Source organism: Pedococcus sp. P3_C7, assembly GCF_056402615.1.
The window spans coordinates 60,239-83,056 of sequence record NZ_JBFUHC010000011.1 but is presented as its reverse complement, the minus strand read 5'-3'; the positions used below and the strand labels follow the sequence as shown (position 1 = coordinate 83,056).

Here is a 22,818-nt window from a genome sequence, read left to right as displayed (position 1 = left end):
CTCATCCAGTGCAGTTTCGCAAGGCTACTTGGTACCACCCGGTGGAGGGGCCGACGATCCGCCTCTGGTAGCACGTGGAGCTCGAGGTGCTTCCTCCAGTGCGCCAGAGGGAGACGATCGAGTTGAGGATGGCTCGGATCGTGGGAACGCCGACCACCGTGCACAAGAGCTGCACGACGCGACCAACGAGGACCGGGAACTTCGACAGCCCCGAACAGGCCACCACGGCTCCCGCCCCACCCATGGCGATCACCGCGCTGCCGATCGCCTTGGCCTCAGCTCCGGTGACGTTCAGGTAGATCCCCCACCCGTAGGTCAGTCGGGGGTCGGCCGCGATCGGGTAGGTCGCTCCCGACGTGTCGACGTGCTGGGTCAGGAGCCGGCGGGACGAGTCGAGCACGTACCAGGTCGACAGTGACCTGCCGCTGGCATCCTTGGCCCAGGGTGGGGCGATCCCGGCAGTCATCCGCACTCCCGACGACACCTCCCTGCTCAGGACGACCGAGCCGTCCGCCTGGAGCTCCCCCGCCGCCGACAAGCCGAACGCCGCGGTCGTCTGTCCCTCCTCCAGCGCCGCGATCACGGCGTCCTGCGTCGCGTAGGCCCTGCGATCCCGCGGGGCGGTGATGGTGACACCCGCCAGGTCCACCGCACCGGTGACCTCTCGGACCTCCTGGTCCAGACCCACTGAGTGCTGTACCACTCCGTCCGTGGTGTGGTCGGCTGCCTGCGCCCCTGACGCCTGACCGATGAGCAGTACCGCAGCCGCAACGGTCACCAGGACCGCTTTCCAACGTCGCATGTGTTTCCCCCCTGTGCTTCCGCGCCGGCGAGCCCGGACACGAAATGGATATGGACATACACCCAAGCATTCGGATGCATATCCAAACAAACCACAGAAGAAGTGCCTATGCAACTCTAGGTTTCTGGTCAGTCGCGCTCCGCTGACCGTGGGCCTGGCCCACGGGCGACCTCAGCCGAACAGCGCTTGACCCCAGTGTTCGTCCGGGCCGAGGCCGGGCGGGCAGGCGAAGACTGCCGAGCCGGTGTGCTCGATGTACTCGTTGAGCCCGTCCTTTGCTGCCAGTGACCGCTGCATGGGCACGAACTGCGCGTGCGTGTCGCGCATGAACCCGATGAAGAACAGGCCCGCGTCGAGGTGTCCCAGCCCGTCCGACCCGTCGGTGAAGTTGTAGCCACGGCGCAGGATGCGTATGCCGTTCAGCCGGCTCTCGTGGGCGAGCGCCACGTGGGCGTCGACCGGGATGGCGGGCTTTCCGTCGGCTCCCTTCTTCGTGAAGTCCACGGCGTCGAACTCGGCCTTCTGGCCCAGGGGAGCGCCCTCACCCTTGTCCCGACCGATGATCTCCTGCTGCTCCTGCAACGTCGTGCGGTCCCAGATCTCGATGTGCATCCGGATGCGACGGGCCACGAGGTAGGAGCCGCCGGCCATCCAGGCACTCGCGCCCGGGACGTCGTCCGGCTGCACCCACACGTGCTTCGCCAGGGCGGCGGTGTCCTCGGCCTTGAGGTTGTTGGTGCCGTCCTTGAACCCGAACATGTTGCGAGGGGTCACCTGGCTGCGAGTGGTCGAGGAGGTCCGCCCGAAGCCGAGCTGGCTCCAGCGCACGGACACCACCCCAAAGCCGATCCTGACCAGGTTGCGCACGGCGTGCACGGCGACCTGGGGGTCGTTGGCGCAGGCCTGGATGCAGAGGTCTCCCCCACTGCGGGCCGGGTCGAGGTCGTCGCCCACGAAGCCGGGGAGGTCCTTGAGCGCGGCTGGGCGGCGATCGGCGAGCCCGAACCGGTCGTCGAAGAGGGACGGCCCGTAGCCGATGGTGATCGTCAGGTCCGACGCGTCCAGGTCGTAGGCCTCGCCGGTGTCCTCGGGTGCGCGGTAGGGGCCGCCCCCGACGACACCGCCCGGCAGCGCCTCGGCCCCGACGGTCATCCGCTCGGCGGCCCGCGTCCACGCCTTCAGCATCTCGGCGACCTCTGCCCGGTCCTTGGTGACCACGTCGAGGGCGACGAAGTGCATCCGGTCCTGGGCGGGGGTGATGATCCCCGGCTGGTGCTCACCCCGGAACGCCACCTCGGCGTCCCCGGCCCCAGCCGAACCCACCACAGCGGAACCGTCGCCCACGCCGGAAGCTGCCCGCGCGGCATACGCTCCACCGACGCCCGCGACCGCGCCGGCGACGGCGGCGCCCGCGCTGACGCCCAGCAGCCGCCGACGGGAGAGGTCGGTCACTGGGCGACCACTCCGGCGACCTTCGAGATGTCCTCGCCCACCGCGTCGACGGCGACGGACAGCGCCTTGACCTGGTCCTTGGTCAGGGCGGTGTAGAGCTGGAAGCCGGCGTCGGTGCGGTACTCGTCGAGCTCGGTGTCGAGGGCCGCGAACCCGGCGTCGATCCTCGCGAGCAGGGCCGAGTCACGGGTCTTCAGCACGGGGCGCAGGGCGTCGAGCGCGGCCTTGGACCCCTTGACGTTCTCGTCGAAGTCGTAGAGGTCGGTGTGGCTGTAGCGGTCCTCCTCGCCGGTGATCTTGCCCACGGCGACCTCGTCGAGCAGCCCCTTGGCGCCGTTGGCCAGCTGCAGCGGGTTGAGCGTGACGGCCTTGGCCTTTGCCACGATCTTCGTGACGTCGACCAGCAGCTTGTCGGCGATCGCACCGGAGTCGGCCTGCAGACCGGTGACCCACAGGTCCTTCTCGAGGCGGTGGAAGCCGGTGAACTCGATGCCCTCCTCGACGACGTCCTCACGGCCGTCGATCATCGGGTCGAGGTCGCCGAACGACTCCGCGACCGGCTCGATCCGCTCCCACGGTCCTCGGGCGACCGGGAACGCAGCCTTCGCCTCCTCGACCTTGCCGGCCTTGACCAGGCCCACGAACTCGGTGGTCCGGGTGAGCAGCTCGTCGGACTGCGCCGACACGAAGGCCTGGTAGGTCTTCACCGCGGCGCCCATGGCGGCATCGGGTGCCTGGCTGCTCGTGCTGCTGGGGCTGCCCGTGACGGCGAAGTCGGCCCGGATCCCCTTGCCCTTCATGCCCGGCTTGCACGCGGTCTGGTAGGTGCCGGGGCTCGCGACCTCGACGTGGAACGTGCGGGTCAGGCCGGGGGTGAGGTTCTCGACCTCACCGATGATCTGGTCACCGTCGCCGTAGAGGTAGAACTCGTTGACCTTGGAGCCGGTGTTCCTGACCGTGAACTCGACGGTCCCGGTCGCGGCCTCGCTGCGGGCGACCTTGCACGAGGTGTCCGTCGCCTCGACCGCGATCGGACCCTTCCCACCGGCGGCGCCGGCCTCGTCGGAGCTGCCACACGCGGAGGTCGCCAGCAGGACGGCCACCCCGAGGGCGGCGGGGACGGGGAGGATGCGCATGGTGCTCCTAGGTGAGTGGTGAGGTGGCGTGCGATGGGTATGACGGCTGGACCTGTCGGGCTGGAGCCGGCCGCAGGAAGAGGGTCATGACGACGGCGAGGTAGGTGGTCCACGCGATCGCCTGGAGCCAGGTGGTGTTGGGCGTGAAGTTGACGGTGCCCTTGAGCAACGTGCCGTACCACGAGTCGGGCGGCACGGCGTTGCTCACGTCGAAGGCGAGCGAGCCCAGCCCGGGCAGGAAGGCGGCTTCCTGCAGGTCGTGGACGCCGTAGGACAGGATTCCGGCAGCGACCACGATGAGCGCGATCCCGGTGCAGCGGAAGAACATCGAGAGGTTGATGTGCACGGCGCCGCGGTAGATGAGCACCCCGAGGACGATCGCGACGGCGATGCCGAGGAGGAAGCCCACCAGGGGCTGGACCGTGCCGCTTCCTGCCGTCTGGACGCTGGCGTAGAAGAACAGGGCCGTCTCGAGTCCCTCACGACCCACGCCGAGGAAGCCGACCAGGGCCACGGCCCCGCCTCCGACCGACAGCGCCTGGTCGAGCTTGCCCTTGAGCTCGCCCGAGATGGTCCGGGCCGCGGTCCGCATCCAGAAGACCATGGCCGTGACGAACGCGACCGCGAGCACGGAGGCGCTGCCGCCGATCAGCTCCTGGGTCTCGAAGGACAGCTGCCGGGTGCCGAAGGTGAGCAGTGCGCCAATGCCGACGGAGAGGACGACGGCCAGCGCGACGCCGGTCCAGACGGCCTTCAGCGCCCAGCGGCGGTCGGTCCTGACGAGGAAGGCGACGAGGATGACGACGACGAGCGCGGCCTCCAGTCCTTCACGGAGTCCGATGAGCGCGTTGCTGGCGAGCACGTTGACCTGATTTCCGGCATGTCGATGGTGCGTTATTTAAACCAAGGTAAGCCTTACCTAAGCCTGCGCGTCAAATCGCTGGACAACCGGGTGCGCGGGCCCGGCTGCGGTGGAAGTATCGGAAGGTGCCCGAGCAGACCGCGCCCAGCGCCCAGACGATCTCGTATCCCGCCGCTGACGCACGCAGCTCGCGCGGCGCCGTGGAGAAGGCCGATCCGCACGTCATCGTGCTGTTCGGGGCCACCGGCGACCTGGCGCGTCGCAAGCTGCTGCCCGGCATGGCCCATCTCGCGACGTCCGAGCTGGCGCCCGCCATCCGGGTGGTGGGCACCTCGCTCGAGGAGATGACCGACGAGCAGTTCCGAGAGTTCGCGCGCACGGCCGTCGACGAGTTCGCGACGCATCCCCTCACGCCGGAACAGTGGGAGCGGTTCGACGACAACCTCGTCTACATCCCCCAGTCGGCCGGCCCCGAGCCTCTGGCAGAGGCCGTCAAGCGGGCCGAGGAGTCGCTCGGGCCCGATGCGCTGCGGCTGCACTACCTGTCGGTCCCGCCCAAGGCAGCGGTCGCGGTCATCACCATGCTGCGGGACGCCGACCTCGTGGCCCGCTCACGGGTCGTGATGGAGAAGCCGTTCGGCACGGACCTCGCAAGCGCGATCGCCCTCAACAACACCGTGCACGAGACGTTCGACGAGAGCCAGGTCTTCCGGATCGACCACTTCCTCGGCAAGGAGGCGGCGCAGAACATCCTCGCCTTCCGCTTCGCCAACGGGCTGTTCGAGCCGATCTGGAACCGCAACTTCATCGACCACGTGCAGATCGACATCCCCGAGACCCTCGGACTGGACGAGCGGGCCAACTTCTACGAGGCCACCGGCGCCTACAAGGACATGGTGGTCACCCACCTGTTCCAGGTGCTCGCGTTCGTCGCCATGGAACCCCCGACCGCCTTGGAGCCCCGGGCCATCTCCGAGGAGAAGAACAAGGTCTTCCGGTCGCTGCTGCCGATCGACCCCTCTGACGTGGTTCGGGGTCAGTTCGCCGGCTACACCGGGCTGAAGGGCGTCGCCCCCGACTCCGACACCGAGACGTTCATCGCGCTCAAGGTCGGGCTGGACAACTGGCGCTGGGCCGGTGTGCCGTTCTACCTGCGCACCGGCAAGAAGATGGCCGACGGTGCACGCATCATCTCGATCGCCTTCAAGGAGGCGCCACGGTCGATGTTCCCGACCCACTCCGGGGTCGGCAACGCGGGCCCGGACCACCTGACCTTCGACCTCGCCGACGAGTCGAAGGTGTCGCTGTCGTTCTACGGCAAGCGCCCCGGCCCGGGCATGCGCCTGGAGAAGCTGTCGATGCAGTTCTCCACCCGGGAGACCGAGCGGGTCGGCGACGTCCTGGAGGCCTACGAGCGGCTCATCCTCGACGCCATGCGCGGCGACCACACGCTCTTCACGACGGCCGAGGGCATCGAGTCGCTGTGGGAGCGTTCGCAGCCGCTGCTCGACAACCCGCCGGAGGCCAAGCCCTACCCCGTCGGCAGCTGGGGTCCGAACGCGATCCACCAGCTGATCGCCCCCCACGCCTGGCGACTGCCCTTCGAGCGCGTCTGGCGCGAGAAGAAGTAGCCAACAGGGCGTCGTCAGGTGCCGCGCAGGGAGCGCAGCCAGGCGCGGGCCTCGCCGAAGGCCGCGTCGCTGGTGTGGGGCGTGACGTGCACCGCGGCACCGTGGGCGGCGGGATAGCTGCCGAGGAACCGCACGTCCGCGCAGACCCGCTTGAGCCCGAGCAGGGCCTCGCCGACGCGCTCGTCGAGGACGTGGCCCTCGATGTCGATCGAGAAGCAGTAGTCGCCCATCGAGGACTTCGTCGGGCGGGACTCCAGTCGCGACATGTTGATGCCGCGCACCGCGAACTGCTCCAGCAGCTCAAGCAGCCCACCCGCGTGGTCGTCGCGCTGGAACAGCACCAGCGTGGTCTTGTCGGCGCCGGTGCGTTCGGGCAGCTGCCCCGGCCGGGCGACGGAGACGAACCGCGTCACCGCCGACGCGTTGTCGCCGATGTCCTCCGCGAGCACCTCGAGGCCGTGGTTCGCGGCGGCGATCGGAGCACACACCGCCGCCTGGTATGCCGCGTTCGCCGGCTGTCCATCAAACGCAGGGCTGCCGACTAGGCCGGCTGCGGCGGCCGCCGTCGACAACGTCGGGACGTAGACCGCGTCCGGAAGGTGGGCGCCCATCCAGCCGCGGACCTGGGCCCAGGCGTGGCTGTGGGTGCCGACGGCGCGGACCTCTTCGAGCGGCATACCGGGAGGGGCGGCGAGCACGAAGGTGATGGGGACGAGGACCTCGCCCACTACCACCAGCGGGTCACCGCTGGCCAGCGCGTCGAGGGTGGCGCTCACGCCGCCCTCGACCGAGTTCTCGATCGGCACCATGGCCGCGTCGATGTCGCCGGCGCGCAGGGCACCCAGGGCGGCCTCGACCGACGGGATGGCGACGTGCTCCTGGCCTTCGGCCGGACCCCACGCGTTCAGCGCCATCTGGGTGAAGGTGCCCGCGGGGCCGAAGTAGCCGTGTCTGGTCACTGGTGTGGTCACGGAGGTCAGGCTCCTTGGGATCCGGTGCGGGCGGCAGCGAGGGCCTGCTGTTCCTCGGGGGTGAGGGTCGCGTCGGAGCCGCCGCCGACGATGCCCTTCGCGTAGGTGCGGGACTCGCCGCGGGCGTGGATGGAGGAGAAGACCAGTCCGTCACCCTGGTCGTCGATCACGGCAGCACTGAAGGACAGCCGGCCACCCATGTCACCGAACGCGTCGTAGCGGACGACGGCGACGTGGCGTAGCGCCTGGGCGATGTCGGCCCGAAGAGCGGCGAGGTCGCCGGTGCCGACGGGGCGCTGGCCCTCGATCACGCGCAGCCTGGCCGTGACCCGCGCGATCCTGACGACGGCGACGAGTGCGACCACCATCGAGACCACGGCGACAGCGAGCGCTGCCGCGGCGAGGGTCTGGGGGTCGGACACCCCGTCAGCGTATTGGGGCGCCGCGGATACAGTCGACGCGATATGGATTTCGACCTCGCCACCATGGCCATCGTGTTCGGCTCGATCTTTCTCGTCGAGCTGCCCGACAAGACCTTCATCGCGACGCTCGTGCTGGCGACCCGGTTCCGGCCGCTGTACGTCTGGATCGGGGTGTCCCTGGCGTTCCTCGTGCAGACCGCCGTCGCAGTCACCGTCGGAGGGCTCCTGTCGCAGCTGCCCAAGCGACCGGTGGAGATCTTCGCGGCGGTGATGTTCCTCGTGGGTGGGTTCATCCTGCTCCACGGCGCTGCCAAGGCTGACGAGGAGGAGGCCGAGACCGAGGAGGAGTTCGCCCACAAGGGGGCGGCGACCGCGGTCGGCCTCAAGGCGGTCGGGGTGTCGTTCGGCGTGCTCTTCCTCGCCGAGTGGGGCGACCTGTCACAGCTGCTGACGGCTTCGATGGTGTTGCAGTTCAAGGAACCCGTGTCGGTCTTCATCGGGGCGTTCCTCGCGCTGGCAGCCGTGTCCGGCCTCGCAGCCGTCCTCGGACGAGCCCTGCTCGCCAGGGTGAGGCTCGCCACGATCCGGCGCATCGGTGGTGGCGTCTGCCTCCTGTTGGCTGCGCTGACCGTCCTGCAGATCTTCGAGGTCATCACCATCTGACGCAGGGGCGCGGACGGCGCAGTGGGGTCAGGCGGTCAGCCCTCGGCCGGGCGCAGCGGCAGCCGCACCACCACGACCGCGCCGCCGCCGTCCCCGGGCTCCAGGGAGATGTCGCCCCCATGGCGCTCGACGACGATCCGACGGGAGATGTCGAGGCCGAGGCCGGTGCCCTTTCCGACCTCCTTGGTGGTGAAGAAGGGTTCGAACGCGTGGGCCGCCACGTCGTCGGGGAACCCGGGACCGTCGTCGGCGATCTCCACGACGACGCCGTCCTCGATGCCCCGCACCGTGATCCGTAGGCTGCCCGAGCCCTCCATGGCATCCACCGCGTTGTCGATCACGTTGGTCCAGACCTGGTTGAGCTCGCCTGGGATCGCCTCGACGAGGGGGAGGTCGGGGGCGTAGTCGCGGACCACGGTGACCCCGCCGCGGAGCTTGTGGCCGAGCATGACCAGCGTGCTCTCCAGGCCCTCGGTGACATCGGTTCGCTGCACGAGCGCCCGGTCCAGCTGGGAGTAGGAGCGGACCGCGGCCACCAGCTCCGAGACCCGGTGGGTCGCCTCCCGGATCTCGCCCAGCAACCCCACCACGGTGAGTGAGCTGGCGATCCACTCCAGGCCGGGCTCGAGCTGGCCCGGGCGCAGGTCGGCAGCGGCCCGTTCGAAGAGGTCGACACCGGTTCCGGCCGCGGCGAACGGCGGGGCGATGACCCAGTCGCGCTCGACGTCGTGAGCGGCGAGCCACTCGGCCAGCTCCTCCTCGCGATCGGCGGTGGCGAGGGCGTCGAGGTCCTGACCGGCTGGGGAGATGCCTCGACGCAGGGTGTCCAACGCGACGAACTGCTCTGCGGTCATGGAGTTCTCGCCGAGCCGCCGCAGCGAGGCGAGCAGCGCCTCCGTGGCCTGGTCCAGGGCGTCGACGGCGCGGGTCGCCGCCGAGGCCGGGTTGTTGATCTCGTGTGCGAGCCCTGCCGCGAGGGTGCCGAGCGCGACCAGCGACTCGCGCTGGCGGGCCTTGGCCTCGATGCTCCGAACCGTGTTGACCAGCCCCGAGATGAGGTGGACGCCGAACGGAAACCACTCCCGCGCGACGTCGCCGAGCGCTTCCGCCGGGACGCGGAGCAGCCGGCCGGGGACCACCCCGCGGGCCGTGGCCATGTAGACGCCGTGCGCATCCCAGGCCTGGAAGCCACCAGCCCACTGCCCCGGCGAGCTCATCAGCCCGAGCTCGGTCTCCTGCTGCCCCACCCGACGCGCCAGGCTGAGCGACCCCTCGAGGAGCACCCACCAGTAGTCGGCCGGCTTCCCCTCGCGGAAGGGCACGTCGCCGGTCTCGAAGGGCCACTCCGTGCCCGCGGTCCAGAGCCGGTCGAGCTGCTCGTCGGCGAGTCCGTCGAACAGCGTGAGGTCCCTCAGCTCACCGGCGCCCATCGAGCCTCCCCATCACGTCGTCCCCAACTGGGCGCCTCACGTCGTCGCCAGGAAGCGGTGGACGAGGTAGACCGCCATGCCACCCTCGCCCACGGCCGAAGCCACGCGCTTCATCGAGTCGAGGCGCACGTCCCCCGCCGCGAAGACGCCGGGGATGCTCGTCTCCAGGGCATAGGGCGGACGGTCCGCCGACCAGGCCGGACGGCCGGGACCAACCAGCAGGTCCTGGCCCGTCACGATGAAGCCGTGGTCGTCGCGAACCACCTCGTCCCCCAACCAGTCGGTGCGTGGCATCGCCCCGATGAAGATGAACAAGGACGAGGTCTCGACCTCCTCGGTCGCGCCGGTCGCCCGGTCGCGCAAGGTCAGGGACTCGAGGTGCCCGTCGCCGCGAGCAGCCACGACCTCGCACCCCACTCGCACCTCGATGCTGGTGCACGCCCGGATCCGCGCGACGAGGTACTGCGACATGGTGAGCTCGAGGCCGGCGCCGCGGACCAGCATCACCACCTTCTTGGCGAAGCGCGCGAGGTTCAGCGCCGCTTGGCCCGCAGAGTTCGCGGCTCCGACGACGTAGACCTCCTCACCCTCGCACTGGGCCGCCTCGCTGGCCGAGGCACCGTAGTGGACCCCTCGCGCCCCCAGCTCGTCCAGGCCGTCCGCCTCGAGGCGGCGGTAGGACACTCCTGTCGCGACGACCACGGCCCGTGCCTCGAGCTCGTCGGCACCGTCGATCACCACCGAGCGGACCGGACCCCTGGTCCGCAGGCCGACCGCCTCACGCGCGACCACCATCTCGGCGCCGAACCTGGCCACCTGCGCCACGGCCCGGTGGGTGAGGTCGGCCCCTGACAGCCCCTTGGGAAAGCCGAGGTAGTTCTCGATGGACGCGCTCTGTCCCGCCTGCCCGCCAGGCGCGTCGCGCTCGACGACGACGGTCCGCAGTCCCTCCGACGACGCATAGACGGCGGCGGCCAGTCCCGCCGGGCCACCACCCACGATGCACAGGTCGTACAGCGGGGCGTCGGCCAGCGTGTGCAGGCCAAGCGCGTCGGCGAGCGCGCGGTTGCTCGGGCTGCGCAGCGGCTCGGCGTCCGGGACGAGGACCAGGGGCAGGTCGGAGGCCTTGGCCCCTGCGAGCTCGGCCAGCTCACGGGCGCCCTCGTCCCGCTCGACGTCCAGCCACCGGTACGGCACGTGGTTGTGCGCGAGGAACGTCTTGACCTCCTGGCTGCGGTCGGACCAGCGGTGGCCCACCACCCGCAGCTGACTGGCGTCGTCGCGGTGCGTGTCGCGCCAGTCCCCGAGCAGGTCCTCGACCACGGGGAAGAACTTGTCCTGCGGCGGGTCCCAGGGCTTGAGCATGTAGTAGTCGAGCCCGATGTCGTTGATGGCCCGGATGGCGACGTCCGTGTCGGCATAGGCGGTCAGCAGCAGCAGCTTGGTGTCCGGGCTCAGGCCGCGTACCTGTTCGAGGAGCTCGATCCCGGTCATCCGCGGCATCCGCTGGTCGGACACCACGAGCGCGATGGAACGCCCCCGCAGCGTGAACTCGGTCAGCAGCTCCAGCGCACCCGCCCCCGACGTGGCCCCGACCACGCGGTAGTCGGCGCCGAAGCGGTCCCGCAGGTCGCGGGTGATGGCCTTGGACACGACGGGGTCGTCGTCGACGGCCAGGATCGTCGGCTTGGCCACGGGTCACTCCGTTCCCCGGTCGCCGGGCCCGGCGCTGCACCCGGGGCGGCGGTCCGCTGCTCGGAGGCTACCTGCACCCGCCGAAGCAGCGCCATGGTCCAGCACCCGCGGAGGAAGCCTTGCGGGGAAGTCTTGGGCGAAGGACCTCGGGCGCGGACGGGGAAGGCCTGAACGGAGTCAGCTCACGACATTGACGGGCGCGCCCGCCTCGAAGGCCAGCACCTGGTCGACCGCCGCGTCGTAGAGCCGCTCGAGGACGTCCCACTCGACGTACCCGAGGTGCGGAGTGGCAGTCAGGTTCGGCAGGGCCAGCAGCGGGTCGGCGGCGTCGAGCACGGGTTCGACCTCGAACACGTCGACGGCGGCCCGTCCGGGGCGCCCGGCCTCCAAGGCCGACGCCAGCGCTCCGGGGGCGACGATCGAGGCACGCGAGGTGTTCACGAACAGCGTGTCGGGCCTCATCAGGGCAAGATCGGCCGCCGTGACGATCCCGGTCGTCTCCGAGACCAGAGGCAGGTGCACGCTGAGCACGTCGCACTCGGCGAAGAAGGCGGCGCGACTGGCGGCCGCGGCATACCCGGCCTCTGTCGCTCGGGCGAGCGAACCCTCGCGTCCCCACACGAGCACGCGCATCCCGAACGCGCGACCCACCTCGGCCACGAGGCTGCCGATGCGACCGAAGCCATAGACACCAAGGGTTTTCGCGTGCAAGCCCGTGCCCACCGAAGCCTGCCACTGCCCGGCGCGCAGTCGCTGCACCTCGGCGGGCACGTGGCGGAGGGCAGCGAGGATCAGTGCCCAGGTCAGCTCGGCGGTGGCCTGTGGACCCCCAGCGCCTCCCGCGGAGACGGTGATCCCGCGCTCGGCGCAGGCGGCGACGTCGAGGTGGCTGGTGTTGCGCCCCGTCTGGCTCAGCAGGCGCACCGTGGTGAGCCGCTCGACCACGTCACGAGGGACGGGGGTCCGCTGCTGGAGCAGGATCACCGCGTCGAAACCGTCGAGCCGCTCGGCCAGCGCCTCCCCGCGCGCCGAGTCGGTGAACGCCACCACGTCGTGGCCCTCGAGCCGCCGCGCCGCGGGGAGCCGCACGAACGCCCCGGCGTAGTCGTCCAGGACCGCGACCCTCACGGCGTCGCCTCGGCGCGCTCCCCAACCTCCGAGTCCCGGGTATGCCGCGTGGCCGGCTTGCTGTGCAACGCCCACCACAGCAGGGCGAGGGCGAGCAGGGAGCCAAAGGTGTCGGAGTTCTGCAGGACCCGGCCGAACCAGCGTGGCCAGTCCGGGTGGCTCAGCCAGGTGATGCCCCACCACGGCAGCCGGCACAGGAAGAAGCCCGTCACGACCGCAGCGGCGGCGAGGCGACGGCGGTCGCGCAAGGGGTCTGCACCCAGGACGGCGAAGATGACCACGACCATCCAGTGCAGGTGGTGGATCCAGGCCACCGGCGACAGCAGCACCGCCATCAGCCCGATGGCCGCGACCTCGCTGATCGAGTCGCCCGCGAGGTAGGCGCGTCGCGCGAGCTGGTACCCGACGAAGCCCACCACGGCGACCAGCAACAGCCAGAGGGCATCACCGGGCAGTCCGTGGGGGCCCAGCCTCAACAGGAAGCCGCGGATGCTCTGGTTGGAGGTGCCGGCGTTGGGACCGAGTCGGGCGGGGTCCTGGAGCGCGCCGCCCCAGAAGGCGAACGACGCCTCCGGCAGCAGCACCCACGACCCCAGGGTGACGGCGACCGCGGTCACCACGGCGGTGATGGCTTCCTTCCACCGCCGGTTGACCAGGTAGTGCACGACGAAGACACCGGGGGTCAGCTTGATCGACATCGCCAGGCCGACGAGGACACCAGCGGGGACGCGGCGCAGCAGCCCCGGACGCGGGGTGCGCAGGTCCATCAGGCAGGCGAGCACCATGAACGCGTTGACCTGGCCGAACCGGATCCCGTCCGACACCGGGTGCAGCCACAGCATCGGCACCGTGAGGAGCGCCAGGGTGATCGGCGCGAGGGTGCCGGTGCGGTGGATCAGACGCCACCCGGCATACCAGACGATGGCGGCGGTCGCCGCGATCTGGGCCAGGGTCCACAGCCAGCCGATGGCACCAAAAGGCAACAACGCCAAGGGAACCGCGAGCACTGCCGCAAAGGGTGGATAGGTGAAGGGCAGCAGCTGGGGGGCTTCGGTCATGGCCGAGTAGATGGGTCGCCCGGTGAGGATCGAGACGCCTGCTTCGCGGTAGACCTCGACGTCGACCTGCCACTGGTCCAGCGGCCAGAAGACGAGGTAGCGCAGCACCGGTATGGACGCGCCGGCGAGGACGACCACGACCGCGAGGCTCCAGCGCGCTGCCGGCGACCAGCCGGCCACTCGGGAGCCGGCTGAGCGACCCAGGGTGCGGAACCGGTGTCCTCGACCTCGGGCCACGGCGGCGGTGGGGGTCGCGGTGGTCACGCCCCCATTCTGTCCTGCGCCGCGACCCGTAGCCTGTACGGGTGACCCGCCGCGCCCGACTCTCCCTCGCCGGCCTGTTCTCCATCCTCCTCGTGACCCTGCTCTCCGTGCTGCTGCCAGGCGCACCCGCCGCCGCGGACCAGCCCACCTCGGTCGCCGCCACCCCAGCCACCGCGACCAACCCGATCATCCTGATCGGCACCGGCGGCCTCACGTGGAGCGACGTGAGCGCGAAGGGCACCCCCGCCCTCTGGTCGTTCCTGCGCGACGGGTCGACTGCGGCACTGTCCGTGCGTTCGGTCTTCCCCAACACGTGCCCTGTCGACGGTTGGCTGAGCCTGTCGGCCGGCAACCGCGCGGCAGCGCCGGGCACTGGCAAGAACGGCGCCCGCAGCACCACCGACCCGTGCCCGCCCGTGCCCGAGGTCAGCAGCGGCGTCGTGCCCGACTGGAACACGTACGTCAAGGCTGCCGACGCCCTCAAGTTCGACTCCACGCTCGGCACCCTCGGCGAGCAGCTCGCCTCGAACAGGCAGTGCGTGCAGGCCGTCGGGCCGGGTGCCGGGGTCGGCGCGGCCTACCTCTCCGGCGCCGTGCCGAGGTATGCCGCGTTGCAGCCCAGCGAGCTCACCGGCCTGCTCTCGCGGTGCCGGGTCACGCTCGTCGACGTGGGTTCCCTGCGCGACCCGAACGACCTGCCCGACCGTGAGGTCACCAGCGAGCCGGGCACCCGGCAGGCGCAGGCCACCGCCATCGACCGGCGGATCGCCGAGGTCCTGGCGGCCGCCCCCAGCGGGTCCGACCTGGTCATCGCCAGCCTGTCCGATGCGGGCATGAGCGAGCGGCTGCGCCTGGTGGCGGCCAAGGGTCCGAGCTACGGCTCCGGCACGCTCTACTCCCCCTCCACCCGCCAGGACGGCCTGGTCCAGTCGGCCGACCTGACCGTGACCGCCCTGAGCGCAGCCGGGGTGCCGGTCCCCGACGCCCTGGGTGGGTTCGCGCTGCGGAGGGGACAGGAGGGCCCCAACTCCGAGGCCGCGGCCCGCGACCGGCTGCGGCACCTCCTGGACTTCGACCAGGCCAGCCACGAGGTCCACCCGCTGGTGCCACCGTTCTTCAACGCCGTCGTGATCGCCCAGATCGCGATCTACCTGCTGGCGGCTGTCGTCTGGCGCCGGGACTTCGGGTCGATCGACCTACGACTGCGACTGCTGCGCATCACCCGACGAGTGGCGGTGGTCGCCGCCACCATCCCGGCGGCGACGTTCCTGGCCAACCTCCTGCCGTGGTGGCGCTTCCCCATCCCGATGGTGGCGGCTGTCCTCAGCGTCGGACTGTTCGTGGCCCTCATCTCGGCGGTCGCGCTGTTGGGACCGTGGGCCCGTCGCATCACCGGACCCCTGGTCGTGGTCGCCCTGGCCACCCTGCTCGTCCTCGGTGGCGACGTGATGTTCGGGTCGCACCTCCAGATCTCCTCGCTGATGGGGCTGCAACCCGTTGTCGGCGGCCGCTTCTACGGCATGGGCAACGTGACGTTCGCGCTGTTCGCCACTGCCGCCCTGTTGCTCTGCATAGCGGTGTCCAGCCACTTCGTCCGCCGTGGCAGGCCGCGCGTGGCGGCCGCGGCGGCGTTGGCCATCGGGCTGGCGGCCGTGGTCGTCGACGGCTACCCCGGATGGGGTGCCGACGGCGGTGGTCCCCCAGCCCTGCTGCCCGGCCTGGTCTACCTCGTGCTCGCCATCCTCGGCATCCGGATGACCTGGCGCCGCGGCGCCCTCCTCGCCGGAGGGACCATCGCCCTGTTCCTCCTCGTCGGCTTCCTCGACTCCCTGCGAGGCACCGAGAACCAGTCACACCTCGGGCGGTTCTTCCGGTCGATCTTCACCGGCAAGGCGGGCGACATCATCGTGCGCAAGCTCCAGCAGAACATCGACATCCTGTTCGGCAACTACCCCCTCGCGCTGCTGGTCCCGATCGCCCTGGTCTTCGTCATCGTGATCCTGGCCCGCCCGACGTCCTGGGGGTCGCGGTCCCTGCAGCGCTCCTACGAGGCGATCCCGACCCTGCGGCCCGGCCTGATCGCCCTGCTGATCACCATGACCATCGGCTTCGCCATCAACGACTCGGGCGTGGCGATCCCGGCCAACGGCGCGATCATCGCGGTCCCGCTCATCATCGCCGTCAGCGTCAGGGTGCTGGAGGACGAGGCTCGGGGTTCTGCGACGACACGCGCCTCGCGGCGAGGGTGAGCCACCCCCACACCAGCAGCGCGGCATACGGCACCGGGGTGCGGCGCACCCACAGGGTGACGCGTTGGACCCCCGGTGTCATGCCGACCACACGACCCGGCACGTAGGCGACGGCCATGGCGACCAGTCGCACCAACAGGATCAGGTCGAGCACACTGGCCGCGAGGACCGGCAGCGTCGCCCAGGTGAGCAGGTCGTACCACGGCAACGAATAGGGCGCACCGACGGTGTACGCCGTGCTGAGCACGAGCACCCACCGCACCCCGGTCCCGGTCGAGGTGGCCGGTGCGAGGTGTCTGGTGAGCCTGGCGAGCACCACGACGAAGACCAGGACCGACAGCGTGGCCAGCCAGGTCACCACAGCGCGGGCGTGGCCCGAGGTGAGCGGGCCGCTCAGGGCTTCGTAGAGCAGCCGCCACGGCGTCGCGAGCGAGATCGACCGGCGAGCGCGGTCCAGCTGGTCGAACACGTGCGGTCCCGCCCACAGGTGCAGGGGAACCACGAGGACGAGGGCGGCGAGCGCGAACCGGCCCGCCCGGCTGAGGAACCCGGACCGCTCGTGGGCCCACCAGCCGAGCAGCACCGCGAGCGCCACCACGCCGTAGGTGACCTTGCAGGACACTGCCAGCCCCGCGAAGGCACCGGCCGCCCAGGGATGTCGCGCCGCCAGCACCAGGGCAGCAACTGCCAGCGCGGCAGCGACGAGGTCGACATGGGCACCGAGCACCCCGACCCCGAAGACCACGGGGTTGAACGTCCACAGCGTGTCCACGCGTCGCGGCGTCGCACCCGCCCGCAGGAGGAGGAACCGCACCGCCAGCCAGGCCAGCACGACGAGGACCTGCCAGCACCACACGGTCTCGCGGACATTGGCCCCCGCCACGTGCGAGGTCAGCGCCTGGAGGAGCGTGGCGAAGGGTCCGTAGACGCTGACGGTGTGGGTCCACGGGGGTTCGACCGCCGAGGTCACCGGGTCCAGGGCGGACCAAGCGCTCGGCGGGGTGAGATAGGGGTCCCCGCCGAGGGCGGCGATCCGGCCGTAGGCCGCGTAGTTCGTGTGGTCGGCGGAGCCGAACGGCCCGGTGAGCAGCGCCAGCACGGCCAGGCCGACCGGAAGGGCCCAGCCACCCGGGACGAGTCGGCGTCGGGCCTTGGTGGCGACGGCACCGAGCATCGACGCCCCCGACACGACGGAGGGCTCTGCGCGAAGTCGCGCGACGACGCCCAGGGCGCCGACGAGGTATGCCGTCCACAGCAGCCCGGTCACGAGCGCCGGGCCGGGTGACCAGGCCAGGTCTCCCGGCGCCCAGCCGCGCGGCCCCAGCGGGGGTTTGGCCGCGCTGGGGCCGGCCAGTCCCACCAGCAGGAGGAGCGCGAACGACAGGGTCAGGGCGGGCGTCGCCAGCCTGCCCCGCAGGGACGTCGAGGCCCCACCCGCCGTCGTCATCGTCGCGCCGGTCAGCGCAGCCCGCGCCGGGCCCGGCGGCGCGCCAGGGCGAGGGCGACGTCGCGGTACTGCTTGGCCCGGTGCACCTGGCCGCGCCAGTCGGAGCCGCTGACGCGGTGGTGCAGCTCGCAGGGCACCTCCTCGACGCGCAGGCCCGCCATCAGCACGTCGACGGTCAGCCCGACCTCCACGCCCCAGCCGCGCGCGAGCGGACTGGCCGCGTCGAACGCCTGCCGCGAGATGCAGCGCATCCCCGACAGCGGCTGGTGGGCCACGAAGCCGGTGAGGTCCTCGATCCCCTTGCGGGCCAGCCTGACGACGAACCCGTGCCCGCCGCCGGCCGTCTTCTGCGGCGGCAGGGTGGCGATGGTCATGTCGGCGCGCCCCTCGAGGACCGGCGGCACGAGCACGGCGACGTTGGCAGCAGTGTCCTCGAGGTCGCCGTCGACGAAGAGCAGGGGTCGCCGGCTGCCGGAGCCCTCGACGCGGCCCTCGACCCCTTCGTGGCGGGCGACGTAGCCCGCCCCCGTCGTCATCGCCGCGGCCTTGCCCCTGTTGCGTGCGTGCCGCACGACCTCGGCGCCGGCTTCGCGGGCGATCTCGGCCGTGTCGTCGGAGCTGCCGTCGTCGACGACCACGACAAGGTCCACCCCCGGTATGCCGCGGACGGCACGAACCGTCGCAGCGATCCGGTCCGCCTCGTCCTTGGCCGGGATCACCGCGGCCACGGTCGGGGTGGTGGGCTGGGTCGTGGGTGGGGTCATGTCAGCTGGGCCATTGTCAGCGGAGTCCCGTCGGCTCGGTCATGTCAACCCCAGCCCGTCAGCGCAGGGTCACCTGGCGACTGAGCAGTCCGGACCGGGCCCGACGCTCCTCCGCGGTGAGGGGCGAGTCGGCGGCCGAGGCCGCGGCATACCTGGTCATGAACTCCGCGAGCGGGGCCTCGTAGTCGTCGGAGGTCTTGTCGGGCTCGAGGTCCCAGACGGGCACGAGCAGGCCGCCCGCGCGGAACGCGCCGAGCAGGCGGGTCGGCTCGCCGAGCCCGCTGTCGCCGCTCGCGTGCAGGCGGGCCAGGGCGTCGGTGGCGACATCCTCGTCCTCGGGCAGCACGAGCCGGATGTGGGTGCGCTCACCGATGCGGCACCAGTACGCCGACGGCGCCGCGGCCATCTTGACGGTCGGGATGACCGACTCGTTGGCGCGATCGAGCGAGGCCTTCGCCTCGTCGTCGAGCTCGGTGTCACCGACCCAGAAGTCGAAGCCCTCGTGCACCGTCACCTCGAACGGCGCGGAGGTGTCGAGGAGGTCCTGCAGCCGCGGAGTCTGCGCCGTCGAGGCTGGGGTGCTGGTGATGGGCACCCCCTGCTCTGCAGAGGCGGCCGCCAGCAGCGAGGTCGCGAGGTCGCGCGACGCGTCCCCGGAGATGGACCCCGACTGGGTGCCGACGAAGACCGCACCGTCGGCGCGGTGCAGGCCCGGCCACGCGAGGGGCAGCACCGTGGCGATGGTCACCTCGGTGGGCGCCCCCTCGGGGGCCTGGCCCTTCGCGAAGGTGACGGTGGCCGTGGCGGCCGGGAGGATCTCGCGCATCGCGACCCAGTCGGTTTCACCGGGAAGGCCCTCGAAGGGCCGCGCGACGAACGGTGCGGGGTCGACGCGCGTCGTGGCGGTGCCGTGGTCTGCGCCCTTGCGGCGCCGTGATGCCTTGCCCATGGCGCAAACCCTAGTGGGAGGGGTGCGGGGGCGAGGGGTGGGGAAGGCGGAGGTGGAGGTCGCGCTCAGTGGCTGCGGCGCCGGGAGGGGCCGCCCAGGGAGGCCCACACCGTCGACCCGTTGCGGTCCTCGGTGACGCCCCACTCGTGGGCGAGGCTGCGGACGATGCGCAGGCCTCGACCCGAAGGCGCCCAGATCGTGCGGGGAGCCGGACGGGGTGTGCTCTCGCTGCCACCGTCGGTCACCTCGACCTCGACGACGCCGCCCTTGACCTTCCAGTGCACCCGGAGGTTGCCGTCGGCGAGGGCGCGGGCGTGCCGGACTGCGTTGGAGACGAGTTCCGACACCACGATCTCGGCCTCGTCGATGACGGCCGCGGGCACGTCACGACCCTCGAGGTCGTCGACCAGCGCCTTGCGGATCTGGGCCACCGAGGTCGCACGCCACGGGACCCGGACAGTCCGGGACGCGTCTCGGCCGCGCCCCGCCGACGACGGTTGCGAGCGGTGGGGGCGTTCCCCCAGTGGTGCTGCTGCCATGCCCAGTGCCCATGTCCGATCGTTGCGAGTTCGCACGGAGACTATCTACTGACCTCCACAGCGTCGAGGACCGCGCGCGGACGGTTGCTGATGATCGCGTCGACGCCGAGCTCCAGGCAGAGCTCGATGTCGGCCGGTTCGTCGACCGTCCAGGCATAGACCTCGTGACCGTGGCGGTGCTGCCGAGCCACCGTCTGGGGGTAGCGCCGAAGGATCTTGATGTCCATCCCGACCGTGTGGATGCCCTTGGGCAGCGACCCGTCGCGGAACCGCAGCGGCACCGACTCCTCGATGAGGTAGACCGCCGGCACGCCCGGACACAGCTGGCGCATCCGCTGCACGGCCAGCTGGGAGAACGACATGACCCGCACCCAGTGCTGGTCGGGACGGCGGGGACCGTCGAGGTCGAACTCGGCCAGCACCCGGGCGAGCTGACGCTCGACCAGCCCGGCATAGCGGGTGGGGTGCTTGGTCTCGATGGCCAGGCCGATGGGGCGTTCGGACTCCAGGACCGTGGTGAGCAGGGCGCGCAGCGTGAGCAGGCGGTTGCGGTCGCGATCGGGGAGCTCGAGGTCACCAGCGTGGTCCTTCTTCCACGAACCCCAGTCCAGGCCCTCGAGCTCCGCCAGCTCGAGGGTGGACACGATGCCGCGCCCGTTGGAGGTGCGGTTGACCCGGCGGTCGTGCACGCAGACGAGATGCGAGTCGGCGGTCAGCCGCACGTCGCACTCCAGGGCGTCCGCACCCTCCTCGATGGCCCGCATGTAGGCCCGCAGCGTGTGCTCCGGCTCGGCGAGGCTGGAACCTCGGTGGGCGATCACGAGTGGGGTGTGTCGCGCAGCGCCCCGGAAGGGCGCAGGGACGACGTCGTCGAGCACCAGACCATGTTTCCACACGAGGCCGGTTCCCACCCGCTGCTCGGGACTTCGGGCCGAGATGCGGCACGATGGCTCCCCCGGCACACGCGGCATACGGTGGCGGTTGGCTCTCTGGCTCGGGCCCACGCGGGCCCGCCAGTCACGGGACTCACACGACTCACACGATGGGGAGGTGCGGCGTTCCATGGGTGTGAAGCTGCCCGCCTTCCAGACCCTCGTCGACGCGCACTGGCGTGACGTCGCGCGCCTCGCCCACGCCCTCGCCGGCCCCGTGGACGGGGACGACGTCGCCCAGCAGGCGTGGGCGCAGGCGCTCGCGGCGTATCCGACGCTGGGCTCGGCACGGAACCTGCGCGGCTGGCTGCTCACGATCACGCACCGGTGCGCCATGGACGTGCACCGGCAACGGGCCCGCCGTGCGGTGCCCCACGACGACCCCGCGTCGTTGTCGACAGCCAGGGAGGCCGCTCCGGCCGCTGACGCCGAGCTGCCCGACGGACCCCTCTGGGCCTCGGTGGCGGCGCTGCCAGCCCGGCAGCGCGAAGCCGTCGTCCTCAAGTACGTCGCCGACCTCGACCACCCCACCATCGCCACCGTGCTGGGCACCTCGCCCGCCATGAGCCGGCGCCTCGTGAGCGACGCGCTCGCGACCCTGCGTAAGGACGTGTCATGACCGACCCCGCTGCCCGCCTCGCCGGATTCCAGCCGAGTCCTGCCCACCTGCACCCTCCGGTGCTCGCTCCGAGCGATGTCTCCTACGTCGTGGAGGAGACTCCGATCGGCCGAATGCTGTTGGCCCGCAACGACACTGGCGCGCTCGTCGCCTCGGCGTTCGTCCCGACCACCCAGGACGAGGACCACGTCCTGGCGCGTCTCAGTGAACGCGTGTCACCGCGGGTGTTGCGCCAACCACGCGAGCTGGACGACGCCCGCAGCGAGCTCGAGGACTTCCTCGCCGGACTGACGCGGGAGTTCACGCTGCGCACCGACCTGGCGCTCGCGTCCGACTTCCAGCGGACCGTGCTGCCCCGCCTCGCGGCGACAGTCGGCTACGGAGACCGGGCGACCTACGGCGAGCTGGCTGCCCGCGTGGACCGGCCCACGGCCGCGCGAGCCGTCGGCGCCGCCCTCGGGGCGAACCCCTTGTGCGTGGTGCTCCCGTGCCACCGCATCGTCGCCTCCAGCGGTGCCCTGACCGGGTATGCCGGTGGGCTGGCCGCCAAGCGCTACCTCCTCGAGCTGGAGGCCGGCCACCGCTGAGGTCCGCACCACGGCGGTGGTTGGGTGCGGCGGTGGTTGGGTGCGGCGTGGTCTGCGAGCATCGGAGGCGTGTCCCTCTCCGACGTCGACCTCACCCACCTGCGCCAGTGCGTGGACCTCGCCCGAGAAGGGCTCGAGGCGGGCGACGAGCCCTTCGGCTCGGTGCTCGTCGACGGAGGCGGGGCCGTGCGGTTCGCCGACCGCAACCGGGTCCAGGACGGCGACCAGACCCGTCACCCGGAGTTCGAGGCGGCCAAGTGGGCGGCCCAGCACCTCGCCGCCGACGAGCGCGCGGCCTGCACCGTCTACACCTCCGGCGAGCACTGCGCGATGTGCTCGGCCGCGCACGCATGGGTCGGCCTCGGTCGCATCGTGTATGCCGTGTCCACCCGGCAGCTCGTCGGCTGGCTCCGCGAGTGGGACGTGCCGCCCGGACCAGTCGTCCCGCTGGCGATCCAGGCCGTTGCGCCCGGGCTCCGGGTGGACGGTCCGGCTCCCGAGCTCGAGCAGGAGGTGCGGGAGCTGCACCGGCGACTGCACGGCATACCCGAAGGTCGGTGATCAGGCGGGAGGGGTTGCGCCTCCCTGCGCGTCGAGGCGGGCGGTGAGCGCGTCGACCGCGCGTCGCAGGTCGCCGATGGTGGCGCTGCGCGCGTCGGGCCGCAGCTCGACGGTGATGGAACCTCCCGGTTCGAGCGCGGCGTGCTGCACCTCGCTCAGCGAGTCGGCCCCGTGGGTCTGGATCGCGTTCGTGAGCTCCTCGGGACTCATGCCCACGTGGGCGAGGGCCCGGTCGTCGACCACGCCGTCCCTGACCACCACCGTGGGCCGGCCGTCGAGCAGCCAGGCGACTCGGGCGCTGTGCAGTGACCAGCGGTCCAGTCCCGCGTTGACGAGGACGAGGACGGCGGCGCCCAGGAGGCCGCCGACGAGCGAGTTGTCCTGACCGATGATGGCGTTCTGGACGACGTTGGACAGCAACAGGACGACGACGAGATCCTGCGAGTTCATCTGTGCCATCAGGCGTTTGCCCGCGACGCGGATGATCAGCAGGATCCCGAGGTAGATCGCGACGGTTCGGATGACCTTCTCCGCCGGAGGCATGTCCAGGTGGAGGAGGTCGTCGATGACTCCCCGCGGCGCTGCGGCGACGAGCTGTTCGAACACGGTGGCTCCTCAGGCTGGATGGCTCTGGCCGCCAACCTAACCCGGGCTACA

22 protein-coding genes are annotated in these 22,818 nt (G+C 71.2%); 6 read left to right on the top strand and 16 right to left on the bottom strand.

Going from position 1 to position 22,818, the window contains the following annotated elements:
* Window position 1 precedes the first annotated feature (1 nt).
* From AC1DS4_RS16425 to efeU, 4 genes are all read right to left on the bottom strand, one after another.
* On the bottom strand, window positions 2-802 hold the full coding sequence (locus AC1DS4_RS16425; protein WP_477632917.1) for a hypothetical protein: 801 nt from the start codon (window positions 800-802) through the stop codon (window positions 2-4).
* Between the two features lie 171 nt (window positions 803-973).
* The gene (efeB, locus tag AC1DS4_RS16420; RefSeq protein ID WP_477632916.1) at window positions 974-2,254 is read right to left on the bottom strand and encodes an iron uptake transporter deferrochelatase/peroxidase subunit; all 1,281 of its coding nucleotides are present in this window, start codon (window positions 2,252-2,254) and stop codon (window positions 974-976) included.
* Window positions 2,251-3,390: an iron uptake system protein EfeO gene (gene efeO, locus AC1DS4_RS16415; protein ID WP_477632915.1), complete on the bottom strand. Its 1,140-nt coding sequence runs from the start codon at window positions 3,388-3,390 to the stop codon at window positions 2,251-2,253. Before efeO ends, efeB begins: the two co-directional genes overlap by 4 nt.
* Before the next feature lie 7 nt (window positions 3,391-3,397).
* Window positions 3,398-4,252: an iron uptake transporter permease EfeU gene (gene efeU / locus AC1DS4_RS16410; protein ID WP_477632914.1), complete on the bottom strand. Its 855-nt coding sequence runs from the start codon at window positions 4,250-4,252 to the stop codon at window positions 3,398-3,400.
* A gap of 200 nt (window positions 4,253-4,452) precedes the next feature.
* Between efeU and zwf the strand changes: the two genes are divergently transcribed.
* Entirely contained in the window at window positions 4,453-5,883 is a 1,431-nt protein-coding gene (zwf, locus tag AC1DS4_RS16405) for a glucose-6-phosphate dehydrogenase (RefSeq protein ID WP_477632973.1), read from the top strand.
* 14 nt (window positions 5,884-5,897) lie between these two features.
* Here zwf and pheA read toward each other — a convergent pair whose 3' ends face one another.
* Entirely contained in the window at window positions 5,898-6,863 is a 966-nt protein-coding gene (gene pheA / locus AC1DS4_RS16400) for a prephenate dehydratase (RefSeq protein ID WP_477632972.1), read from the bottom strand.
* Window positions 6,860-7,222, bottom strand: a complete 363-nt coding sequence (locus tag AC1DS4_RS16395; RefSeq protein WP_477614616.1) for a DUF4446 family protein — start codon at window positions 7,220-7,222, stop codon at window positions 6,860-6,862. Before AC1DS4_RS16395 ends, pheA begins: the two co-directional genes overlap by 4 nt.
* A 96-nt stretch (window positions 7,223-7,318) precedes the next feature.
* Here AC1DS4_RS16395 and AC1DS4_RS16390 point away from each other — a divergent pair, with 96 nt between their 5' ends.
* On the top strand, window positions 7,319-7,939 hold the full coding sequence (locus AC1DS4_RS16390) for a TMEM165/GDT1 family protein (RefSeq protein WP_477632913.1): 621 nt from the start codon (window positions 7,319-7,321) through the stop codon (window positions 7,937-7,939).
* A gap of 35 nt (window positions 7,940-7,974) precedes the next feature.
* Here AC1DS4_RS16390 and AC1DS4_RS16385 read toward each other — a convergent pair whose 3' ends face one another.
* The 4 genes from AC1DS4_RS16385 to AC1DS4_RS16370 form a co-directional block, all read right to left on the bottom strand.
* On the bottom strand, window positions 7,975-9,369 hold the full coding sequence (locus AC1DS4_RS16385) for an ATP-binding protein (RefSeq protein ID WP_477632912.1): 1,395 nt from the start codon (window positions 9,367-9,369) through the stop codon (window positions 7,975-7,977).
* Window positions 9,370-9,405: 36 nt separating this feature from the next.
* Complete coding sequence (locus AC1DS4_RS16380; RefSeq protein WP_477632911.1) at window positions 9,406-11,064, bottom strand: FAD-dependent oxidoreductase; 1,659 nt, start codon at window positions 11,062-11,064, stop codon at window positions 9,406-9,408.
* A 177-nt stretch (window positions 11,065-11,241) separates the two neighbouring features.
* Window positions 11,242-12,192 (bottom strand): D-2-hydroxyacid dehydrogenase family protein, encoded by a 951-nt coding sequence (locus AC1DS4_RS16375; RefSeq protein WP_477632910.1) that lies wholly within the window; start codon window positions 12,190-12,192, stop codon window positions 11,242-11,244.
* Window positions 12,189-13,514 (bottom strand): glycosyltransferase 87 family protein, encoded by a 1,326-nt coding sequence (locus tag AC1DS4_RS16370; RefSeq protein ID WP_477632909.1) that lies wholly within the window; start codon window positions 13,512-13,514, stop codon window positions 12,189-12,191. Before AC1DS4_RS16370 ends, AC1DS4_RS16375 begins: the two co-directional genes overlap by 4 nt.
* Window positions 13,515-13,555: 41 nt before the next feature.
* On the opposite strand from AC1DS4_RS16370, the gene AC1DS4_RS16365 reads away from it, so the two are divergent.
* On the top strand, window positions 13,556-15,763 hold the full coding sequence (locus tag AC1DS4_RS16365; RefSeq protein WP_477632908.1) for a hypothetical protein: 2,208 nt from the start codon (window positions 13,556-13,558) through the stop codon (window positions 15,761-15,763).
* Here the strand turns inward: AC1DS4_RS16365 and AC1DS4_RS16360 are convergent.
* The 5 genes from AC1DS4_RS16360 to AC1DS4_RS16340 form a co-directional block, all read right to left on the bottom strand.
* On the bottom strand, window positions 15,702-17,210 hold the full coding sequence (locus AC1DS4_RS16360; RefSeq protein WP_477632907.1) for an MptA/MptB family glycosyltransferase: 1,509 nt from the start codon (window positions 17,208-17,210) through the stop codon (window positions 15,702-15,704). The two genes, AC1DS4_RS16365 and AC1DS4_RS16360, sit on opposite strands and share 62 nt — an antisense overlap.
* An 11-nt stretch (window positions 17,211-17,221) precedes the next feature.
* Window positions 17,222-17,974 carry a glycosyltransferase gene (locus tag AC1DS4_RS16355; protein ID WP_477624607.1) on the bottom strand — a complete coding sequence of 251 codons (753 nt, stop codon included), beginning with the start codon at window positions 17,972-17,974 and terminating at the stop codon, window positions 17,222-17,224.
* A 58-nt stretch (window positions 17,975-18,032) separates the two neighbouring features.
* The gene (locus tag AC1DS4_RS16350; RefSeq protein ID WP_477614306.1) at window positions 18,033-18,923 is read right to left on the bottom strand and encodes a DUF5926 family protein; all 891 of its coding nucleotides are present in this window, start codon (window positions 18,921-18,923) and stop codon (window positions 18,033-18,035) included.
* Between the two features lie 65 nt (window positions 18,924-18,988).
* Window positions 18,989-19,462 (bottom strand): ATP-binding protein, encoded by a 474-nt coding sequence (locus AC1DS4_RS16345; RefSeq protein ID WP_477614305.1) that lies wholly within the window; start codon window positions 19,460-19,462, stop codon window positions 18,989-18,991.
* A 41-nt stretch (window positions 19,463-19,503) separates the two neighbouring features.
* A complete protein-coding gene (locus AC1DS4_RS16340) occupies window positions 19,504-20,340 on the bottom strand; it encodes a glycerophosphodiester phosphodiesterase (protein ID WP_477632906.1) in 837 nt (278 codons plus the stop codon).
* 172 nt (window positions 20,341-20,512) lie between these two features.
* Here AC1DS4_RS16340 and AC1DS4_RS16335 point away from each other — a divergent pair, with 172 nt between their 5' ends.
* The 3 genes from AC1DS4_RS16335 to AC1DS4_RS16325 all read left to right on the top strand — a co-directional run bounded on the left by AC1DS4_RS16335 (window position 20,513) and on the right by AC1DS4_RS16325 (window position 22,161).
* Window positions 20,513-21,013 (top strand): RNA polymerase sigma factor, encoded by a 501-nt coding sequence (locus AC1DS4_RS16335; RefSeq protein ID WP_477632905.1) that lies wholly within the window; start codon window positions 20,513-20,515, stop codon window positions 21,011-21,013.
* On the top strand, window positions 21,010-21,600 hold the full coding sequence (locus tag AC1DS4_RS16330) for a methylated-DNA--[protein]-cysteine S-methyltransferase (protein ID WP_477632904.1): 591 nt from the start codon (window positions 21,010-21,012) through the stop codon (window positions 21,598-21,600). The genes AC1DS4_RS16335 and AC1DS4_RS16330 overlap by 4 nt, the downstream gene beginning before the upstream one ends.
* 69 nt (window positions 21,601-21,669) lie before the next feature.
* Window positions 21,670-22,161: a nucleoside deaminase gene (locus AC1DS4_RS16325; RefSeq protein WP_477632903.1), complete on the top strand. Its 492-nt coding sequence runs from the start codon at window positions 21,670-21,672 to the stop codon at window positions 22,159-22,161.
* On the opposite strand, the gene AC1DS4_RS16320 is transcribed toward AC1DS4_RS16325, so the two are convergent.
* The gene (locus tag AC1DS4_RS16320; protein WP_477632902.1) at window positions 22,162-22,767 is read right to left on the bottom strand and encodes a DUF421 domain-containing protein; all 606 of its coding nucleotides are present in this window, start codon (window positions 22,765-22,767) and stop codon (window positions 22,162-22,164) included. It abuts the gene before it with no gap.
* Window positions 22,768-22,818: the final 51 nt, after the last annotated feature.